The 16,545-nt window shown below is 43.1% G+C and carries 8 protein-coding genes, 2 tRNA genes and 3 rRNA genes; 3 read left to right on the top strand and 10 right to left on the bottom strand.

What is annotated here, in order from left to right; genetic code table 11:
• Window positions 1-24: 24 nt before the first annotated feature.
• A complete protein-coding gene (gene dauA / locus MORIYA_RS17315) occupies window positions 25-1,749 on the bottom strand; it encodes a C4-dicarboxylic acid transporter DauA (protein ID WP_112717173.1) in 1,725 nt (574 codons plus the stop codon).
• 317 nt (window positions 1,750-2,066) lie between these two features.
• Between dauA and MORIYA_RS17310 the strand changes: the two genes are divergently transcribed.
• The gene (locus MORIYA_RS17310; RefSeq protein WP_112717171.1) at window positions 2,067-2,984 is read left to right on the top strand and encodes a manganese-dependent inorganic pyrophosphatase; all 918 of its coding nucleotides are present in this window, start codon (window positions 2,067-2,069) and stop codon (window positions 2,982-2,984) included.
• 97 nt (window positions 2,985-3,081) lie between these two features.
• Here MORIYA_RS17310 and MORIYA_RS17305 read toward each other — a convergent pair whose 3' ends face one another.
• The 8 genes from MORIYA_RS17305 to MORIYA_RS17270 form a co-directional block, all read right to left on the bottom strand.
• On the bottom strand, window positions 3,082-4,869 hold the full coding sequence (locus MORIYA_RS17305) for an AMP-dependent synthetase/ligase (RefSeq protein ID WP_112717169.1): 1,788 nt from the start codon (window positions 4,867-4,869) through the stop codon (window positions 3,082-3,084).
• Between the two features lie 163 nt (window positions 4,870-5,032).
• Window positions 5,033-5,473 (bottom strand): ribosomal protein S18-alanine N-acetyltransferase, encoded by a 441-nt coding sequence (rimI, locus tag MORIYA_RS17300; protein WP_112717167.1) that lies wholly within the window; start codon window positions 5,471-5,473, stop codon window positions 5,033-5,035.
• A 10-nt stretch (window positions 5,474-5,483) separates the two neighbouring features.
• Window positions 5,484-5,885, bottom strand: a complete 402-nt coding sequence (locus MORIYA_RS17295) for a DNA polymerase III subunit psi (protein ID WP_112717165.1) — start codon at window positions 5,883-5,885, stop codon at window positions 5,484-5,486.
• A 35-nt stretch (window positions 5,886-5,920) separates the two neighbouring features.
• A tRNA-Trp gene (locus MORIYA_RS17290) sits at window positions 5,921-5,996 on the bottom strand.
• A gap of 76 nt (window positions 5,997-6,072) precedes the next feature.
• A tRNA-Trp gene (locus MORIYA_RS17285) sits at window positions 6,073-6,148 on the bottom strand.
• A 41-nt stretch (window positions 6,149-6,189) separates the two neighbouring features.
• Window positions 6,190-6,305: ribosomal RNA gene (gene rrf / locus MORIYA_RS17280) — 5S ribosomal RNA — on the bottom strand.
• A 151-nt stretch (window positions 6,306-6,456) separates the two neighbouring features.
• Window positions 6,457-9,350 (bottom strand): 23S ribosomal RNA (locus tag MORIYA_RS17275).
• Window positions 9,351-9,641: 291 nt separating this feature from the next.
• A 16S ribosomal RNA gene (locus MORIYA_RS17270) occupies window positions 9,642-11,186 on the bottom strand.
• The 16S, 23S and 5S rRNA genes sit together here with 2 tRNA genes alongside, the layout of an rRNA operon.
• Window positions 11,187-11,747: 561 nt before the next feature.
• On the opposite strand from MORIYA_RS17270, the gene rapA reads away from it, so the two are divergent.
• Both rapA and MORIYA_RS17260 read left to right on the top strand, forming a co-directional pair.
• Window positions 11,748-14,660, top strand: a complete 2,913-nt coding sequence (gene rapA, locus MORIYA_RS17265) for an RNA polymerase-associated protein RapA (protein WP_112717163.1) — start codon at window positions 11,748-11,750, stop codon at window positions 14,658-14,660.
• Between the two features lie 132 nt (window positions 14,661-14,792).
• Window positions 14,793-15,482 carry a pseudouridine synthase gene (locus MORIYA_RS17260; protein WP_112717161.1) on the top strand — a complete coding sequence of 230 codons (690 nt, stop codon included), beginning with the start codon at window positions 14,793-14,795 and terminating at the stop codon, window positions 15,480-15,482.
• A 179-nt stretch (window positions 15,483-15,661) separates the two neighbouring features.
• Here the strand turns inward: MORIYA_RS17260 and djlA are convergent, their stop codons facing one another.
• Window positions 15,662-16,453: a co-chaperone DjlA gene (djlA, locus tag MORIYA_RS17255; protein ID WP_112717159.1), complete on the bottom strand. Its 792-nt coding sequence runs from the start codon at window positions 16,451-16,453 to the stop codon at window positions 15,662-15,664.
• Between the last annotated feature and the right edge of the window lie 92 nt (window positions 16,454-16,545).

The raw sequence follows: 16,545 nt of genomic DNA, 5'->3' as shown, positions 1-16,545 counted from the left end.
ATAAGACACAAGGTCGGGCTGCAATTAATAATTGGCAATTTTAGTTAATGCTTCATGTAATGTCGGACTAAACGAGGTCACGCCGCCAATCGGCTGCACACCGGCTCGGGCTAACGTTTTTAATGGTTGAAATTGCAGATCACAAAATATCACTTGGGTATTGTAGATCTTACACTGATTAATGAATTGCTCCATGGCAGCTAGCCCGCCAGCATCGAGTAATGGTACCGCATCTAAATACAGCACAAAACCATCAATTTCATTGATTTTATCCGCTAACTCTGAAAATACCCGGTCGGCAGCCGCAAAAAATAATGGTCCGTTAATTTTAAATACCCGCCAACCCGCCGGGATTTTAGTGGTTATAAGCCGTTTATTATCGGTAATATCGGTGACTTTAACCATTTCTGCAATTTCTTTCATGAACAAGACAGCCGCTAACAAGATGCCCGCTGTAATTGCTAATACCATATCAAACACAATAGTAAACGAAAAACAAATGGTGAAAACCCAAAGGTCACTCTTCGGCGCGGTCTTTAATAAGTGTAATGCTTTGCCCGCTTCACTCATATTCCAAGCCACAACGAGTAATAACGCGGCCATCGAAGACATAGGTACGTAAGCCAATAGGGGTGCCAGTAACACTAAACTCGCCAACACCACTAAACCGTGAATAACAGCTGATATCGGCGTTTGCGCACCAGCTTTAACATTCGCAGCAGAGCGCGCAATCGCAGCAGTTGCAGTAATACCACCAAAAAATGGCACCACAATATTACCAATGCCTTGACCGAGTAATTCACTATTCGCACTATGGCGTTTACCTGTCATGCCATCCAGCACCACGGCACACAGTAAGGATTCGATTGCGCCTAACATGGCAATCGCAAATGCCGCAGGTAATAGATCAGAAATTAACTTCCAGCTCAGTGCTAGCGGTTGTCCATTGGCTCCAGCTTGTAACCACGGCCACTCAAAAGTAGGTAAATAGGGTGGAATACCTGCACCTTGACTACCATCAGGTAATAAGTAATGGAAGCGACTACCAATAGTAGCAATATCCATCCCCCAATCATTTAATACCATCGCTAATAAACTGCCGAGGATAACCGCAGGTAAATGCGCGGGTACCACGGTTTTAAATTTAGGCCAAACCAGCATGATAACAAGCGTAAACGCCGCAACTGCAAAACTCGGTAAATGTAAATAAGGCAATGCATTGGCTAATACAGCCAGTTTATCCCAATAATGTTCCGGTAAAGACTCGACAGGAAGACCAAAAAAATCTTTCACCTGCAATGTTGCAATAACCACCGCAATACCACCGGTAAAACCGAGGGTTACAGCATCTGGGATATACTCAATAAAACGACCAAGACGTAATACCGCCATGATGACTAAGATCAACCCCGACATTATCGTTGCTAATAATAAACCGCCAAAACCATACTGCTGAACAATGGGATAGAGGATAATAACAAAAGCAGCAGTGGGTCCTGAAATGCTATAGCGACTACCACCCGATATTGCAATCACAATACCACCGATAATTGCCGTATAAAGCCCATATTGAGGTGCAACACCACTCGCAATAGCAAGCGCCATCGCCAAAGGAATAGCAATGATACCAACGGTGATACCTGCTAATAAATCTTTTCCGAATTTAGCCGAATTATAATCAGAACGACTAAACGACTCACGTAACGCATGGGCAATACGTAACGAAAAAAGATGGGCCCTATGCTGCATTATACCGCCTTAAAGTGTTAATTAGATCACGCAATTATAATCGTCTTAGTAACAGATACAATCAAGGTCACGTCATTTAACGACAAAATAGTCGTTTGCTTGATTCACATCAGAATTACCGACTAACTGCCTTAATACGTGTTCATGATCACATTAAAGATTCGATGTTATACTTAACTAATGAATAATAGTCGATATAAAAATGTAAATAATCCGTGGCAATAATGCCGTGATCGAGCAGATAAAGTTGCACAGCTTAGCCGAGATCACTATTATGTTCGTTAATCCATAAACCTATAATTAATTTGGAAGCAATGATGTTAGTACTAGGACACACAAACCCTGATTGTGACAGCTTAGCAGGCTCAATCTCTCTATCTGCATTTTTAACAAAACGCGATGGCAAAACAGTAACACCTATTATGCAAGGCGAACCGAATGCAGAAGGTCTTTTCCTACTTGAAAAAGCTGGTCTAGCGTGCCCTGAAATCCGTACATCAATTGCTGGTGAAGAAGTTTGGCTCATTGATTACTCTGACTTCAACCAAGCACCAAAAGATGCTCGCCAAGCTACAATTCGCGGTATCGTTGATCACCACAAACTCGGTGACGTCGAAACAGATGAGCAACTTGAAGCATGGATCTGGCCTTGCGGCTGTTCAAATACGATTGTTTACAACATGTACAAGATCAACAACATCGAAATCGACCAGAAAGTTGCAGTGATGATGTTAGGAGCAATCTTAAGTGACACTGTACACTTCAACTCTCCGACCTGTACCCAAATCGATATTGATGCAGCACACGAACTAGCTAAAATTGCTGGTATTGATGATATTGATGCATTCGTTACCGCACAATTTGCAGCTAAATCAGACATTGCAGCAGTGCCTTCTGAAGAGTTAATCTTACGTGATCTTAAAGTTTACACCATTGGTAACAAAGACTTCTCAATTGCACAAATAGAAATCACTAACATTGATCTAGCACTGTCACGCAAAGCAGAATTACAAAGTGAACTTGTTAAATATAAAGCGGAGCACGGTTACCACACCGCGTTAGTATTATTAACCGATATTACTAACCTAAACTCTGTCGCTTTAATCGAAAGTGAAGAAAGTGCGTTAGTAGCAGAAACACTTGGCGGTACCTTCGTTGACGAACTTATCGACTTACCAAATGTTGTCAGCCGTAAAAAACAAGTATTACCACCGTTACAAACTCAGTTTAAGTAAGCCTTCATCGATGGCTGCTAGCATGATGCAATAGGGTGAATACTAAAAAGGGAGCTAATTAGCTCCCTTTTCTATTTCGATATGATATAGACAGTTATTATTTTTTATCACTGTTATACATTTCATCAATGTCTTTCTTGTATTCACTTTCAATGACTTTACGCCGTAACTTGAGTGTCGGTGTGATCTCACCTTTTTTCATACAAAATTCACGACTAAGTAGTTTGAATTTTTTTACTTTTTCAAAGTTAGCCAATTCACTTTGTAAGTCTTGTAACCGTTTCTCAAACATAGTAACGATATGACTATGACGCAGCAGTTCAGCTTTACTTGAAAACTGTAAATTAATCGAGTTGGCGTACTCTTCTAATGCATCAAATGATGGCACGATTAACGCGCTCACAAAATGACGAGAATCAGCAAAAATAGCAACCTGATCAATAAAGTGATCTTTATTTAATGTGCCTTCAACCAGCTGTGGTGCGATATATTTACCATTTGATGTTTTCATTAGCTCTTTAATACGTTCCGTCATGACGACTTCACCATTGGCTAAAATCTTACCTGCATCACCGGTTTTCAACCAACCATCAATAAAGTTATTTTCGGTTTCTTCAGGCATTTTGTAATAACCCTTCATTACCGTATCACTGCGTATTAATATCTCGTTATCATCGCCTATTTTCACTTCCATATCAGGTAATGGTAGACCGATAGAGCTAAAGTCATATCCGGTACCACGATGACAACATACTGTCGCCGTGGTTTCGGTCATACCGTAACCAGCTTGAATCTGAATGCCTATGGACTGAAAGAATTGGTTTATATCCGGATCAACTTTCGCTCCACCACAAGGTAAAAAGCGTGTATTACCACCAAGAATGCCGCGTAGTTTAGATAAGATAAGCCGGTCAGCAAGTTTATGCTGGCTAGCTAACCAAAAAGAGGGCTGTTGGTTACCATGCACAAGTTTAAAATGGGCTAAGCCGACGTTCGTCGCCCAGCCAAACAGCGCCTTTTTAACCGCCGATGCTGATGCTAATCGGCTATGAATAGTACTGTATATTTTTTCGTATAAACGTGGCACTGCGACTAATAGCGTAGGTTTAACTTCAGCGATAACATCAATAATCAATTTTGGATTTTCGAGATGCACGTTTTGTGCACCACAATGCATTAGGTAAAAAGACCAAGTACGCTCGAGCACATGGCTTAACGGCAAGAAGGCGATTGAAGTATCCGTTTCTGATACAGAAATCATCTTATCATGACTCGCGAAGGCAGCAGCAAAGTTAGTATAATCGAGCATGACACCTTTTGGTTGCCCTGTGGTACCAGATGTATAAATAAGGGTAACCAGATCGTCCATATTCGCATCAATCAATCGTTGTTCAAATTCTGCATCGGATGCTTGATTGCCTTGCTGGATGAAAGCAGATAAATGCATTGCATTGGATTCACCTTTTAAATCTATACCATCCGTCAGCGCAATGATCAGCTTTAAGTCATCCGTTGCTAATAGCTCTAGGGCTGTATCAAACTGTTCTTGGCCACCGACAAATAGATAATCGATATCAGCGTTTTTAACAATATAGCGAGTTTGCTCTGTGGTATTGGTCGGATAGATAGGGACAGTAACACAACGCGCAGCTAAAATACCTAAATCAGCAAAGCTCCATTCTGGACGATTGTTTGCCAAGATGCCTACTTTAGCTTGCACTTCACAGCCAAGAAACAACAATGCTTTAGCGACCAGATCTGAGTTATCGAGTAACGTAGACCAGGTGATATCTTGCCATTCACCGTGTTCTTTAAAACGAATTGCGGTTGTTGTTTTACGTGCTGCAAATTTAGATCTGAAACTGTTTACTAAATGTTCGGTCATTAGCTTCCCTGATTATCCATAAGTAGAATTAACGCATGTATAGCCAAACTACATCAAGATGATTAGCTATATAATCACGGATAGTAATCATTAATCAAGAATAAGTATACAAGCAATAGACGTTCCCTATTACAAAAACACTAAAGAATCACCCTGTCTTGTTCTAGACTATGTAGCACATCATAATGGCATCTTCTCTGCCTTTCGCCGCTGGATAATAGTTAATACGGCGATCGACCTCATTAAAGCCTATGTTTAAATATAGTTGGCAAGCACCATGATTAGATTCTCGTACTTCTAACCATAATTGAAACAATTCTTGCTGTTGGCATTCTTTAATTAGGTGGTTAATAAGCAGTTTACCGTAACCCTTACCTTGATGCTCAGGCGCAACTGCAATATTAAGCAGACTTGCTTCTCCAGCCACTTGGTTAGCAAAGTAATAACCTAGTATTTGCTCATCTTTAACTAATATAAAATTAAAGTATCGAGCACCAAAATTACTGGCTAATATTTTATCTGACCACGGAAACGCATGACTTGCCGTTTCAACTTTTTGGACTAGGGGTAAATGTTCAAGTGTTAGCGGAATGATTTTTGGCATTAAAAACTCGTTATTGCATATAACTGACGATTTGTTGCCAAAGCTGCTTTTTCGCTTGAGCAGAATGCAACAGTACATCTAAATGAGGTGATGATAGTTGCTGTTTTGCAGCAAGATCTGATTGTTTACAACCAATAGTCCAAATCCATTTTGGCGTTTGGTAATAATACTTTAGCTCTTCTTCGGTGATGATATGGCTTTGATTTAGTTCAAGCTGTAACGTACGCAAAATTTGGTTAATAAATTGGCTATGTGGGGCAAGTTTATCGTTCGCGATAATTAAAATTTGGCAATATTTTGGTAATGCTATTTTTTCAGCTTGACTAGCGAGATGAGGAAATTGTTCAGGCTTATGACATTGCCACAATGTGATACCCATTTGCTGCAAGTAATAACGTGAAAAATTACTCATTGGATGACCATATCATGAAGATTAACAGAAGAAATTGGCAGGGGTGGAGAGATTCGAACTCCCATCACGCGGATTTGGAATCCGCTGCTCTGCCGTTGGAGCTACACCCCTACAAGATGAACAGGATTATAACTTAATTTATCATTAAAGTTAAATCTGTTTCTTTGATTTGATAGTACTTATAAATTGGCAGGGGTGGAGAGATTCGAACTCCCATCACGCGGATTTGGAATCCGCTGCTCTGCCGTTGGAGCTACACCCCTATTATTCACCTATCCAAGACTTCGTCTTGAATAAAAATGGCGCTTGGCAATGCCCTACTCTCACATGGGGAGACCCCACACTACCATCGGCGTTATTACGTTTCACTTCTGAGTTCGGGATGGGATCAGGTGGGGCCGCAACACTATGGTCACCAAGCAAATCTGGTTTGCTTTCTATAAGAAAATTAATTTCTATTGTTAATCTGAAAAGCTATAAATAAAGAAGTCTTTAAACCCTATCTTGCGATAAATAGTCGTGTTCAATCGTATTCTTAAGTCATATTTCAATTAATCATACTTTAATTTGTATGGTTAAGCCTCACGGGTAATTAGTACAAGTTAGCTCAATGCCTCACAGCACTTACACACCTTGCCTATCAACGTTGTAGTCTCCAACGGCCCTTCAGGGAGCTTAAAGCTCCAGTGAGAACTCATCTCGAGGCCTGCTTCCCGCTTAGATGCTTTCAGCGGTTATCAGTTCCGAACTTAGCTACCGGGCAATGCCATTGGCATGACAACCCGAACACCAGTGGTTCGTCCACTCCGGTCCTCTCGTACTAGGAGCAGCTCCTCTCAATTCTCAAACGCCCACGGCAGATAGGGACCGAACTGTCTCACGACGTTCTAAACCCAGCTCGCGTACCACTTTAAATGGCGAACAGCCATACCCTTGGGACCAACTTCAGCCCCAGGATGTGATGAGCCGACATCGAGGTGCCAAACACCGCCGTCGATATGAACTCTTGGGCGGTATCAGCCTGTTATCCCCGGAGTACCTTTTATCCGTTGAGCGATGGCCCTTCCATTCAGAACCACCGGATCACTAAGACCTACTTTCGTACCTGCTCGACGTGTCTGTCTCGCAGTTAAGCTGGCTTATGCCTTTGCACTAACCACATGATGTCCAACCATGTTTAGCCAACCTTCGTGCTCCTCCGTTACTCTTTGGGAGGAGACCGCCCCAGTCAAACTACCCACCAGACACTGTCCGCAACCCCGATAAGGGGCCTACGTTAGAACATCAAACGTACAAGGGTGGTATTTCAAGGTTGACTCCACATCATCTAGCGACAATGCTTCATAGTCTCCCACCTATCCTACACATGTAGGTTCAATGTTCAGTGCCAAGCTATAGTAAAGGTTCACGGGGTCTTTCCGTCTAGCCGCGGGTACACTGCATCTTAACAGCGATTTCAATTTCACTGAGTCTCGGGTGGAGACAGCGTGGCCATCATTACGCCATTCGTGCAGGTCGGAACTTACCCGACAAGGAATTTCGCTACCTTAGGACCGTTATAGTTACGGCCGCCGTTTACCGGGGCTTCGATCATGAGCTTCGACCTAAGTCTAACCCAATCAATTAACCTTCCGGCACCGGGCAGGCGTCACACCGTATACGTCATCTTGCGATTTTGCACAGTGCTGTGTTTTTAATAAACAGTTGCAGCCACCATTTCTCTGCGACCAACAATAGCTTACGGAGCAAGTCCTTCACCATCATTGGCGTACCTTCTCCCGAAGTTACGGTACCATTTTGCCTAGTTCCTTCACCCGAGTTCTCTCAAGCGCCTTAGTATTCTCTACCTAACCACCTGTGTCGGTTTGGGGTACGATTCTCTTATATCTGAAGCTTAGAGGTTTTTCCTGGAAGCCGGGTATCAACTACTTCATCTCCGTAGAGACTCGTCATCAGTCCTCAGCCTTAAGTGCGCCCGGATTTACCTAAGCACACAGCCTACAACCTTAAACATGGACAACCATCGCCATGCTAGCCTAACCTTCTCCGTCACCCCATCGCAATATAAGCGAGTACTGGAATATTAACCAGTTTTCCATCGACTACGCCTTTCGGCCTCGCCTTAGGAGTCGACTCACCCTGCCCCGATTAACGTTGGACAGGAACCCTTGGTCTTTCGGCGTGGAGGTTTTTCACCCCCATTATCGTTACTCATGTCAACATTCGCACTTCTGATACCTCCAGCAAGCTTCTCAACTCACCTTCGACGGCTTACAGAACGCTCCTCTACCATGCAAAGAACACGTCTTTGCATCCGTAGCTTCGGTGGTATGTTTAGCCCCGTTAAATCTTCCGCGCAGACCGACTCGACCAGTGAGCTATTACGCTTTCTTTAAAAGATGGCTGCTTCTAAGCCAACTTCCTGGCTGTCTGAGCCTTTCCACATCGTTTCCCACTTAACATACACTTTGGGACCTTAGCTGACGGTCTGGGTTGTTTCCCTTTCCACGACGGACGTTAGCACCCGCCGTGTGTCTCCCGCGATTGAACTTATTGGTATTCGGAGTTTGCAAAGGGTTGGTAAGTCGGGATGACCCCCTAGCCTTAACAGTGCTCTACCCCCAATAGTTAGACGCGAGGCGCTACCTAAATAGCTTTCGAGGAGAACCAGCTATCTCCCGGTTTGATTGGCCTTTCACCCCCAGCCACAAGTCATCCGCTAATTTTTCAACATTAGTCGGTTCGGTCCTCCAGTTGATGTTACTCAACCTTCAACCTGCCCATGGCTAGATCACCGGGTTTCGGGTCTAATCCCAGCAACTATTCGCGCAGTTAACACTCGGTTTCCCTACGGCTCCGCTATTCGCTTAACCTTGCTACTGAAATTAAGTCGTTGACCCATTATACAAAAGGTACGCAGTCACCCAACAAAGTAGGCTCCCACTGCTTGTACGTATACGGTTTCAGGTTCTATTTCACTCCCCTCACAGGGGTTCTTTTCGCCTTTCCCTCACGGTACTGGTTCACTATCGGTCAGTCAGTAGTATTTAGCCTTGGAAGATGGTCCTCCCATATTCAAACAGCATATCACGTGTGCCGTCCTACTCGATTTCACAATAAGGTCGTTTTCATGTACGGGACTATCACCCTGTATCGTGGCACTTTCCAGAGCCTTCCATTAACTTCCAAACTGCTTAAGGGCTAGACCCCGTTCGCTCGCCGCTACTAAGGGTATCTCTATTGATTTCTTTTCCTCGGGGTACTTAGATGTTTCAGTTCTCCCGGTTCGCTTCGTAACGCTATGTATTCACGTTACGATACCTTACAAAGTAAGGTGGGTTCCCCCATTCGGACATCTGTGGATCAATGCTTTTTATCAACTCCCCACAGCTTAACGCAGATTAACACGTCCTTCATCGCCTCTGACTGCCTAGGCATCCACCGTATACGCTTAGTCACTTAACCATACAATCTAAAGTCGACCGTACAATTGAAATAACTAGGTATTATCTAGTTTTTTTCGCCTCAAGAATACTCAAGAACACTCTATTGTTATTGCCAAAGCAATAACGTGTTTTAAGAACTTCTTTATTTATTCAGCTTTCCAAATTTTTAAAGAGCAATTTGCTAAAAAGCAAAGATAAACATTGTATTGTTTATCTTTGCTTTCTCGCGTCTTACGATGAGTAAGACATACTTTTCAACTTTCTATTCAAGCAATTTGTGTGGGCACTTACAAAAATTAACAACTTTACGTAAGGAGGTGATCCAGCCCCAGGTTCCCCTAGGGCTACCTTGTTACGACTTCACCCCAGTCATGAACCACACCGTGGTCATCGCCCTCCCGAAGGTTAAGCTAATGACTTCTGGTGCAGCCCACTCCCATGGTGTGACGGGCGGTGTGTACAAGGCCCGGGAACGTATTCACCGTGACATTCTGATTCACGATTACTAGCGATTCCGACTTCATGGGGTCGAGTTGCAGACCCCAATCCGGACTACGACGCACTTTGTGGGATTCGCTTACCATTGCTGGTTTGCAGCCCTTTGTATGCGCCATTGTAGCACGTGTGTAGCCCTACTCGTAAGGGCCATGATGACTTGACGTCGTCCCCACCTTCCTCCGGTTTATCACCGGCAGTCTCCTTAGAGTTCCCACCATTACGTGCTGGCAAATAAGGATAAGGGTTGCGCTCGTTGCGGGACTTAACCCAACATTTCACAACACGAGCTGACGACAGCCATGCAGCACCTGTCTCATAGTTCCCGAAGGCACCAATCCATCTCTGGAAAGTTCTATGGATGTCAAGAGTAGGTAAGGTTCTTCGCGTTGCATCGAATTAAACCACATGCTCCACCGCTTGTGCGGGCCCCCGTCAATTCATTTGAGTTTTAACCTTGCGGCCGTACTCCCCAGGCGGTCTACTTAATGCGTTAGCTTAAGAGCCCAGTTCTCAAGGAACCAAACTCCGAGTAGACATCGTTTACGGCGTGGACTACCGGGGTATCTAATCCCGTTTGCTACCCACGCTTTCGCATCTGAGCGTCAGTTACTTGCCAGGTGGCCGCCTTCGCCACTGGTATTCCTTCAGATCTCTACGCATTTCACCGCTACACCTGAAATTCTACCACCCTCTCAAGAACTCTAGTTTGCCAGTTCGAAATGCAGTTCCCAGGTTGAGCCCGGGGCTTTCACATCTCGCTTAACAAACCGCCTGCATGCGCTTTACGCCCAGTAATTCCGATTAACGCTCGCACCCTCCGTATTACCGCGGCTGCTGGCACGGAGTTAGCCGGTGCTTCTTCTGCGAGTAACGTCACAGTGATAACGTATTAAGTCACCACCTTTCCTCCTCGCTGAAAGTACTTTACAACCCTAAGGCCTTCTTCATACACGCGGTATGGCTGCATCAGAGTTTCCTCCATTGTGCAATATTCCCCACTGCTGCCTCCCGTAGGAGTCTGGACCGTGTCTCAGTTCCAGTGTGGCTGATCATCCTCTCAGACCAGCTAGGGATCGTCGCCTTGGTGAGCTCTTACCTCACCAACAAGCTAATCCCACTTGGGCTCATCTAGTCGCGAGAGCTTTCAAGAAGAGGCCCCCTTTCACCCGTAGGTCGTATGCGGTATTAGCAGTCGTTTCCAACTGTTGTCCCCCTCGACTAGGCAGATTCCCAAGCATTACTCACCCGTCCGCCGCTCGACGCCAGAATAGCAAGCTATTCTTCGTTTCCGCTCGACTTGCATGTGTTAAGCCTACCGCCAGCGTTCAATCTGAGCCATGATCAAACTCTTCAATTAAAAGTTTTTGACTAATTGCCTAAGCAATTAAGTCGGCTCAATGAATTCTGTACTTCAACAATAAAACCGAAATTCTATTGTTTATAAAACTACCATCTTTCGATTTAAGTTTATGTTCACAATTACATTGATATAATATTTGGTCATTATATCTCTGCAAGTGCTCACACAGATTGCTTGAATAAATTGTTAAAGAGCATACTGAGCGGCTGTTGCCGTGTCAGTGGGGTTGATTATAGAGATCGGGGGTTCATTGGCAAGTGATTTTATAAATTTCATTCTATTTTAAAAATAAACCTTACAAACCGAACATAATTCAAACAAAACAAATTAAAAATAAACGATAGTTCATCTAACCCATCTATTTCACGCCTAACTCTTAGGTGATTTATCATGATTTCAGATTTTAATTATTCAATATTTCTATTTTCATCACTTACTATAGATAGCATTTACTTACTGGATCAATTTAAACTATTATTTAATTTGTCATTATACGTGACCTAACTCTTCTGTTTAGGTAACATGCGCCCTTTTTACGGTTTTGGAGTTTGAATATACATGCCCTTCCAACTTGGTCAGCGCTGGATCAGCGATACGGAATCAGAATTAGGATTAGGAACAATAGTTGCCATAGAAGGCAGAATGTTAACGCTATTATTTCCTGCAAGTGGTGAAAACCGTTTATATGCTCGTAACGAAGCGCCAATCACGCGTGTCATGTTTAATGTCGGTGATCAGGTACTCTCTCATGAAGATTGGAGTTTAACCGTTACCGCAGTAACAGAAAGCTCAGGTATCATTACTTATGTAGGTATTCATCAAGACACCGGTGAAGAAGTTTCCTTACGTGAAACATTTCTGAACAATTTCATTAAGTTTAATAAACCACAAGATCGCTTATTTGCGGGTCAAATCGATCGAATGGATCGCTTTGTTTTACGTCACCAAACATTACAACATCAGTTTTCTCAACAACAATCTGCATTAAATGGCATTCAGGGTCCACGCGTCAGTCTGATCCCACATCAATTACATATTGCCACTGAAGTGGGTAAACGCCATGCTCCTCGCGTTTTACTTGCTGATGAAGTGGGTTTAGGTAAAACCATTGAAGCGGGTTTGATCATCCACCAACAACTGACAGCTGGCCTTGCCAATCGGGTGTTAATTTTGGTACCAGAAACATTACAACACCAATGGTTAGTAGAAATGATGCGTCGTTTCAATCTACACTTTAGTATTTTTGATGAAGAACGTTGTATCGAATCACTCGCTGAAGCAGATAACCCATTTGAAACTGAACAATTGATCTTATGTAGCCTAGACTTCTTACGCAAAAAACGTCGTCGTTTTGAGCAAGCGGTGGGGGCTGATTGGGACTTATTGATTGTTGATGAAGCGCATCACCTTAAATGGAGCGAAACAGAACCAAGTCGTGAATACCAGGTTGTAGCAGCATTAGCGCAAAAGTCACCTGGTGTGCTACTACTAACAGCAACACCGGATCAGCTTGGCCATGAAAGTCACTTTGCCCGTTTACGGTTATTAGATCCAAACCGTTTCTATGATTATGCCGCATTCGTTGCCGAAGAAAATAGTTATTCTGTCATTGCACAGGCAGCACAACAACTATTAGATTCACCCATCGTGTCACCCGCAACTGCAGCATCATTAACTAAACTATTAAGTGAAGCGGATATATCAGACAAGCTGGCTTTAATCCAGACTTCACCCGGTTCAGCAGACGCCGAGAAAGCAAAACAATCAATAATCAGTCAATTATTAGATCGCCATGGCACCGGACGTTTATTATTCCGTAATACACGTTCGGCAATTAAAGGCTTCCCAACCCGCTACTACAAACCGATTCCATTAACGTTACCAGACCAATATAAAACGTCATTAAAAGTAGCCCAAATGATGAACGGCACAGCAAGTTATGCGGAAGCGGCTCGTCGTGGATTATACCCTGAAGAGATCTTCTTAGAATTCGAAGGCAAAGACGCATCTTGGTGTAGTTTTGATCCACGTGTTGAATGGTTACAAGACTTCTTACTTGCCAATAAAAATGAAAAAGTATTAGTGATTGCCGCCAATGCTGAAACAGCGATGTCGATCGAAGAGTCACTGCGGGTGAGCGAAGGTATTCGTGGCACCGTGTTCCATGAAGGTATGTCGATTATCGCGCGCGATAAAGCGGGTGCTTACTTCGCCCAAGAGGATGCGGGAGCACAAGTTCTACTTTGTTCTGAAATTGGTTCCGAGGGTCGTAACTTCCAATTTGCACAACACCTAGTATTATTTGATCTACCATTAAACCCAGATTTACTTGAGCAACGCATTGGTCGTTTAGATCGTATCGGTCAGAAAAATGACATCAGTATTCACGTCCCTTTCTTTACCAATACCGCACAGGATGTATTACAAAACTGGTATCAAAATGGCTTAAATGCGTTTGAGCATACTTGCCCTATCGGTGGCGATATTTTTGCAGAAGTAAAAGATGAATTACTGACTCAGCTAGCCGCAAAAGAAATTGATCTTGCCGCAACTGACGCATTAATCACTGATACACGTAGTCAATACGAGGCATTAAAAGCAAAAATGGAAAGTGGTCGCGACCGTTTACTGGAATTGAACTCTAACGGTTTGGGTAAATCAGACGACATTATTGCACAGCTAAAAGCCAATGATGATAGTCCGGTACTGCCTATTTTTGCGATACGCTTATTCGATGTAATTGGTATAAATCAAGAAGATCGTGGCGAGAACATGCTGATATTGAAACCGACAGATCAGATGTTAGTACCAAGTTTGCCACATCTATCTGAAGACGGCATTACAGTTACCTTCGATCGTGAGACTGCATTGTCTCGTGACGACGTACATTTTCTGACTTGGGAACACCCATTAATACGCGCATGCATTGAATTAATCATGACCTCTGATACGGGCTCAACCGCCGTTTCACTATTAAAAAATCCAGCGCTACCTGCTGGTACTATTTTATTAGAACTACTTTATGTGGTTGAAACATCGGCACCGCCTTATTGTCAAATTAATCGTTTCTTACCGGCAACACCCATCCGTTTATTACTGGATAAAAACAGTAATAACTTAGCCGGGAAAGTAGATTTTGATAGTTTCAATCGTCAGCTTAATGCGATTAGCCGCCATGTAGCGACAAAACTCGTTTCAGCATCTCAAACGATTATCCATGATCTTATTGGTAAATCAACCGCGGTAGCTGAAGATCAAAAGCAAGCGATCACTAACGCTGCACTGGCAAAAATGCAGCAGAATATGAGTGCTGAGCTTGAACGTCTACAAGCATTGCAGAAGATTAACCCTAATGTACGTGATGAAGAACTGGCGTTTATTGAAAAACAAACAGCAGAACTCACCACGCACATTAATAACGCTCAGCTTAAATTAGATGCAGTACGTTTTATTGTGGTTACTCCAAGCTAACTAAAAGCACGTTATAATGACGAGCAACCAAGCGGTTAATTTCCGTTAACCCCTTGGTTATTAATTGTTATTATTAACAACTAATAATTTACAACTTATCTTCTAAACACTTCACTATATTGTATATACCCTATGTCCGATTTTATTTATGCTCCACCGCAACACCCAAGGTTAGATATTATTTATCAAGACGATGCCATTATTGTGTTAAACAAACCGAGTGGATTATTAAGCGTTCCTGGGCGATTACCCGAGCATACCGACAGTATTGCCAGTCGGGTCCAAGAACGGTTTCCCACTGCGTCAATTGTGCATCGGCTGGATATGTGTACCTCAGGTGTGATCTTAATGGCACTGAGCAAAACCGCACAAAGCCACATCAGCAGGCAATTTCAACAACGCGCAACCGCAAAATACTACTATGCGCGTTTAGAGGGGATCCCAACTGCCACGTCTGGCAGCATTGACTTACCTTTACGTTGTGATTGGCCCAACAGGCCAAGGCAAATGATTGATTTTATCGACGGGAAACCCGCGTTGACCCATTGGCAAGTTATTGCAGAGCAACCTGCCAACAGCAATAACAACCAGCAAGCGAGCGCAACAGTATTGCTTAAACCGGTGACTGGTCGATCGCATCAATTGCGAGTACATATGTTAGCATTGGGTACGCCCATTTTAGGTGATGAATTATATGCGTCAGCACAAGGCGTGGCAGCCGCCGAACATTTACAACTGCATGCTGCTATGTTAGAAATTGATCATCCCCTAACATATGAAAGAATGAAGTTTAAGGTTAAACCACCTTTTTCAATTGATTAATATACTGAAGTCTTGATTTAGAATAACTAAATCCTCGACTTCATGCCTTGAATATACTTTCTTTATCGGTTTGCATCTTGAAGTGGCTTGGTTAGGTGATATAGATAACTGGGGCAAGTAGAAACTCAGATTGCAACCAGCCAGATGATTTATGGCTGGTTGGTCAAACTAGGCTGGTATTAACGCATTTTTCTCGATTCTTTTACTACGTCATAAGCACCTTGAATATCTTGGGCTTTCTCTTTAGCAATAATCATCATTTCTTCTGGTAAACCTTTTGACACTAACTTATCGGGATGGTGTTCATTCATTAATTTACGATAAGCACGTTTAATGATTTTATCGTCATCATTCTCACTTATACCAAGCTGTTGATAAGCATTAGTTAATGCTTCTTCACGACTGACTTTACTGCCATGACGGTGAGAGCGGATCTCAGCTTCCATCATCTGCAATAAATTGTCCATATCTTGGCTGTTCACCCCTAATATCGCACCGATACGATGAAGAATATCACGCTCAGAATGTGATAATTCGTGATCAGCAAACGCGGCCTGAATTTGTATTTCCAGGAACATTTTAATCAGGTCACGGCGCAACACACTCACACGACGAAAATCGCGCACTGTTTGCTCTAACGGAAAATCAGCGTCTTTACCTTGGCTAAATGACGCCTGCGCGGCACGACGAGTTTCACCCGTCAGTTTCATCCGGTCCATTAATTGCGTTGCCACATGAATATCTGCTTCGGTCACATGACCGTCCGCTTTTGCCATGTGCCCCATCACCGAAAATGACGTGTGCAAAAAAACATCCTGACGCTTATGTGCAGCAGGGCGAGTATCAATACCGAGTCGAGGACCAAATTGGCGCTTTAATATCGAGCCAACCCAAACCATAAAAACTGCCCCAAAAAACCCACCAAATTTCATACCAATGGCGAATAATAAAATGTAAAACAACATATTCATAACAGTAGCTACCAAGCAAAAATGACATGTATTTATATAAGAATCGTATTATGGCGGTTTAAAATGTAACAAATCAATCAATCTCATCATCT

The sequence above is a fragment of the Moritella yayanosii genome (assembly GCF_900465055.1).
Taxonomy (GTDB): Bacteria; Pseudomonadota; Gammaproteobacteria; order Enterobacterales; family Moritellaceae; genus Moritella; species Moritella yayanosii.
This window is presented reverse-complemented; position numbering and strand designations above follow the sequence as displayed.

What these genes read in the sequence shown, in the direction of transcription:
- djlA (WP_112717159.1), bottom strand. Translation starts at nt 16,453, where the DNA reads ATGAATATGTTGTTTTACATTTTATTATTCGCCATTGGTATGAAATTT.
- rapA (WP_112717163.1), top strand. Translation starts at nt 11,748, where the DNA reads ATGCCCTTCCAACTTGGTCAGCGCTGGATCAGCGATACGGAATCAGAA.
- MORIYA_RS17310 (WP_112717171.1), top strand. Translation starts at nt 2,067, where the DNA reads ATGTTAGTACTAGGACACACAAACCCTGATTGTGACAGCTTAGCAGGC.
- MORIYA_RS17305 (WP_112717169.1), bottom strand. Translation starts at nt 4,869, where the DNA reads ATGACCGAACATTTAGTAAACAGTTTCAGATCTAAATTTGCAGCACGT.
- rimI (WP_112717167.1), bottom strand. Translation starts at nt 5,473, where the DNA reads ATGCCAAAAATCATTCCGCTAACACTTGAACATTTACCCCTAGTCCAA.
- dauA (WP_112717173.1), bottom strand. Translation starts at nt 1,749, where the DNA reads ATGCAGCATAGGGCCCATCTTTTTTCGTTACGTATTGCCCATGCGTTA.
- MORIYA_RS17260 (WP_112717161.1), top strand. Translation starts at nt 14,793, where the DNA reads ATGTCCGATTTTATTTATGCTCCACCGCAACACCCAAGGTTAGATATT.
- MORIYA_RS17295 (WP_112717165.1), bottom strand. Translation starts at nt 5,885, where the DNA reads ATGAGTAATTTTTCACGTTATTACTTGCAGCAAATGGGTATCACATTG.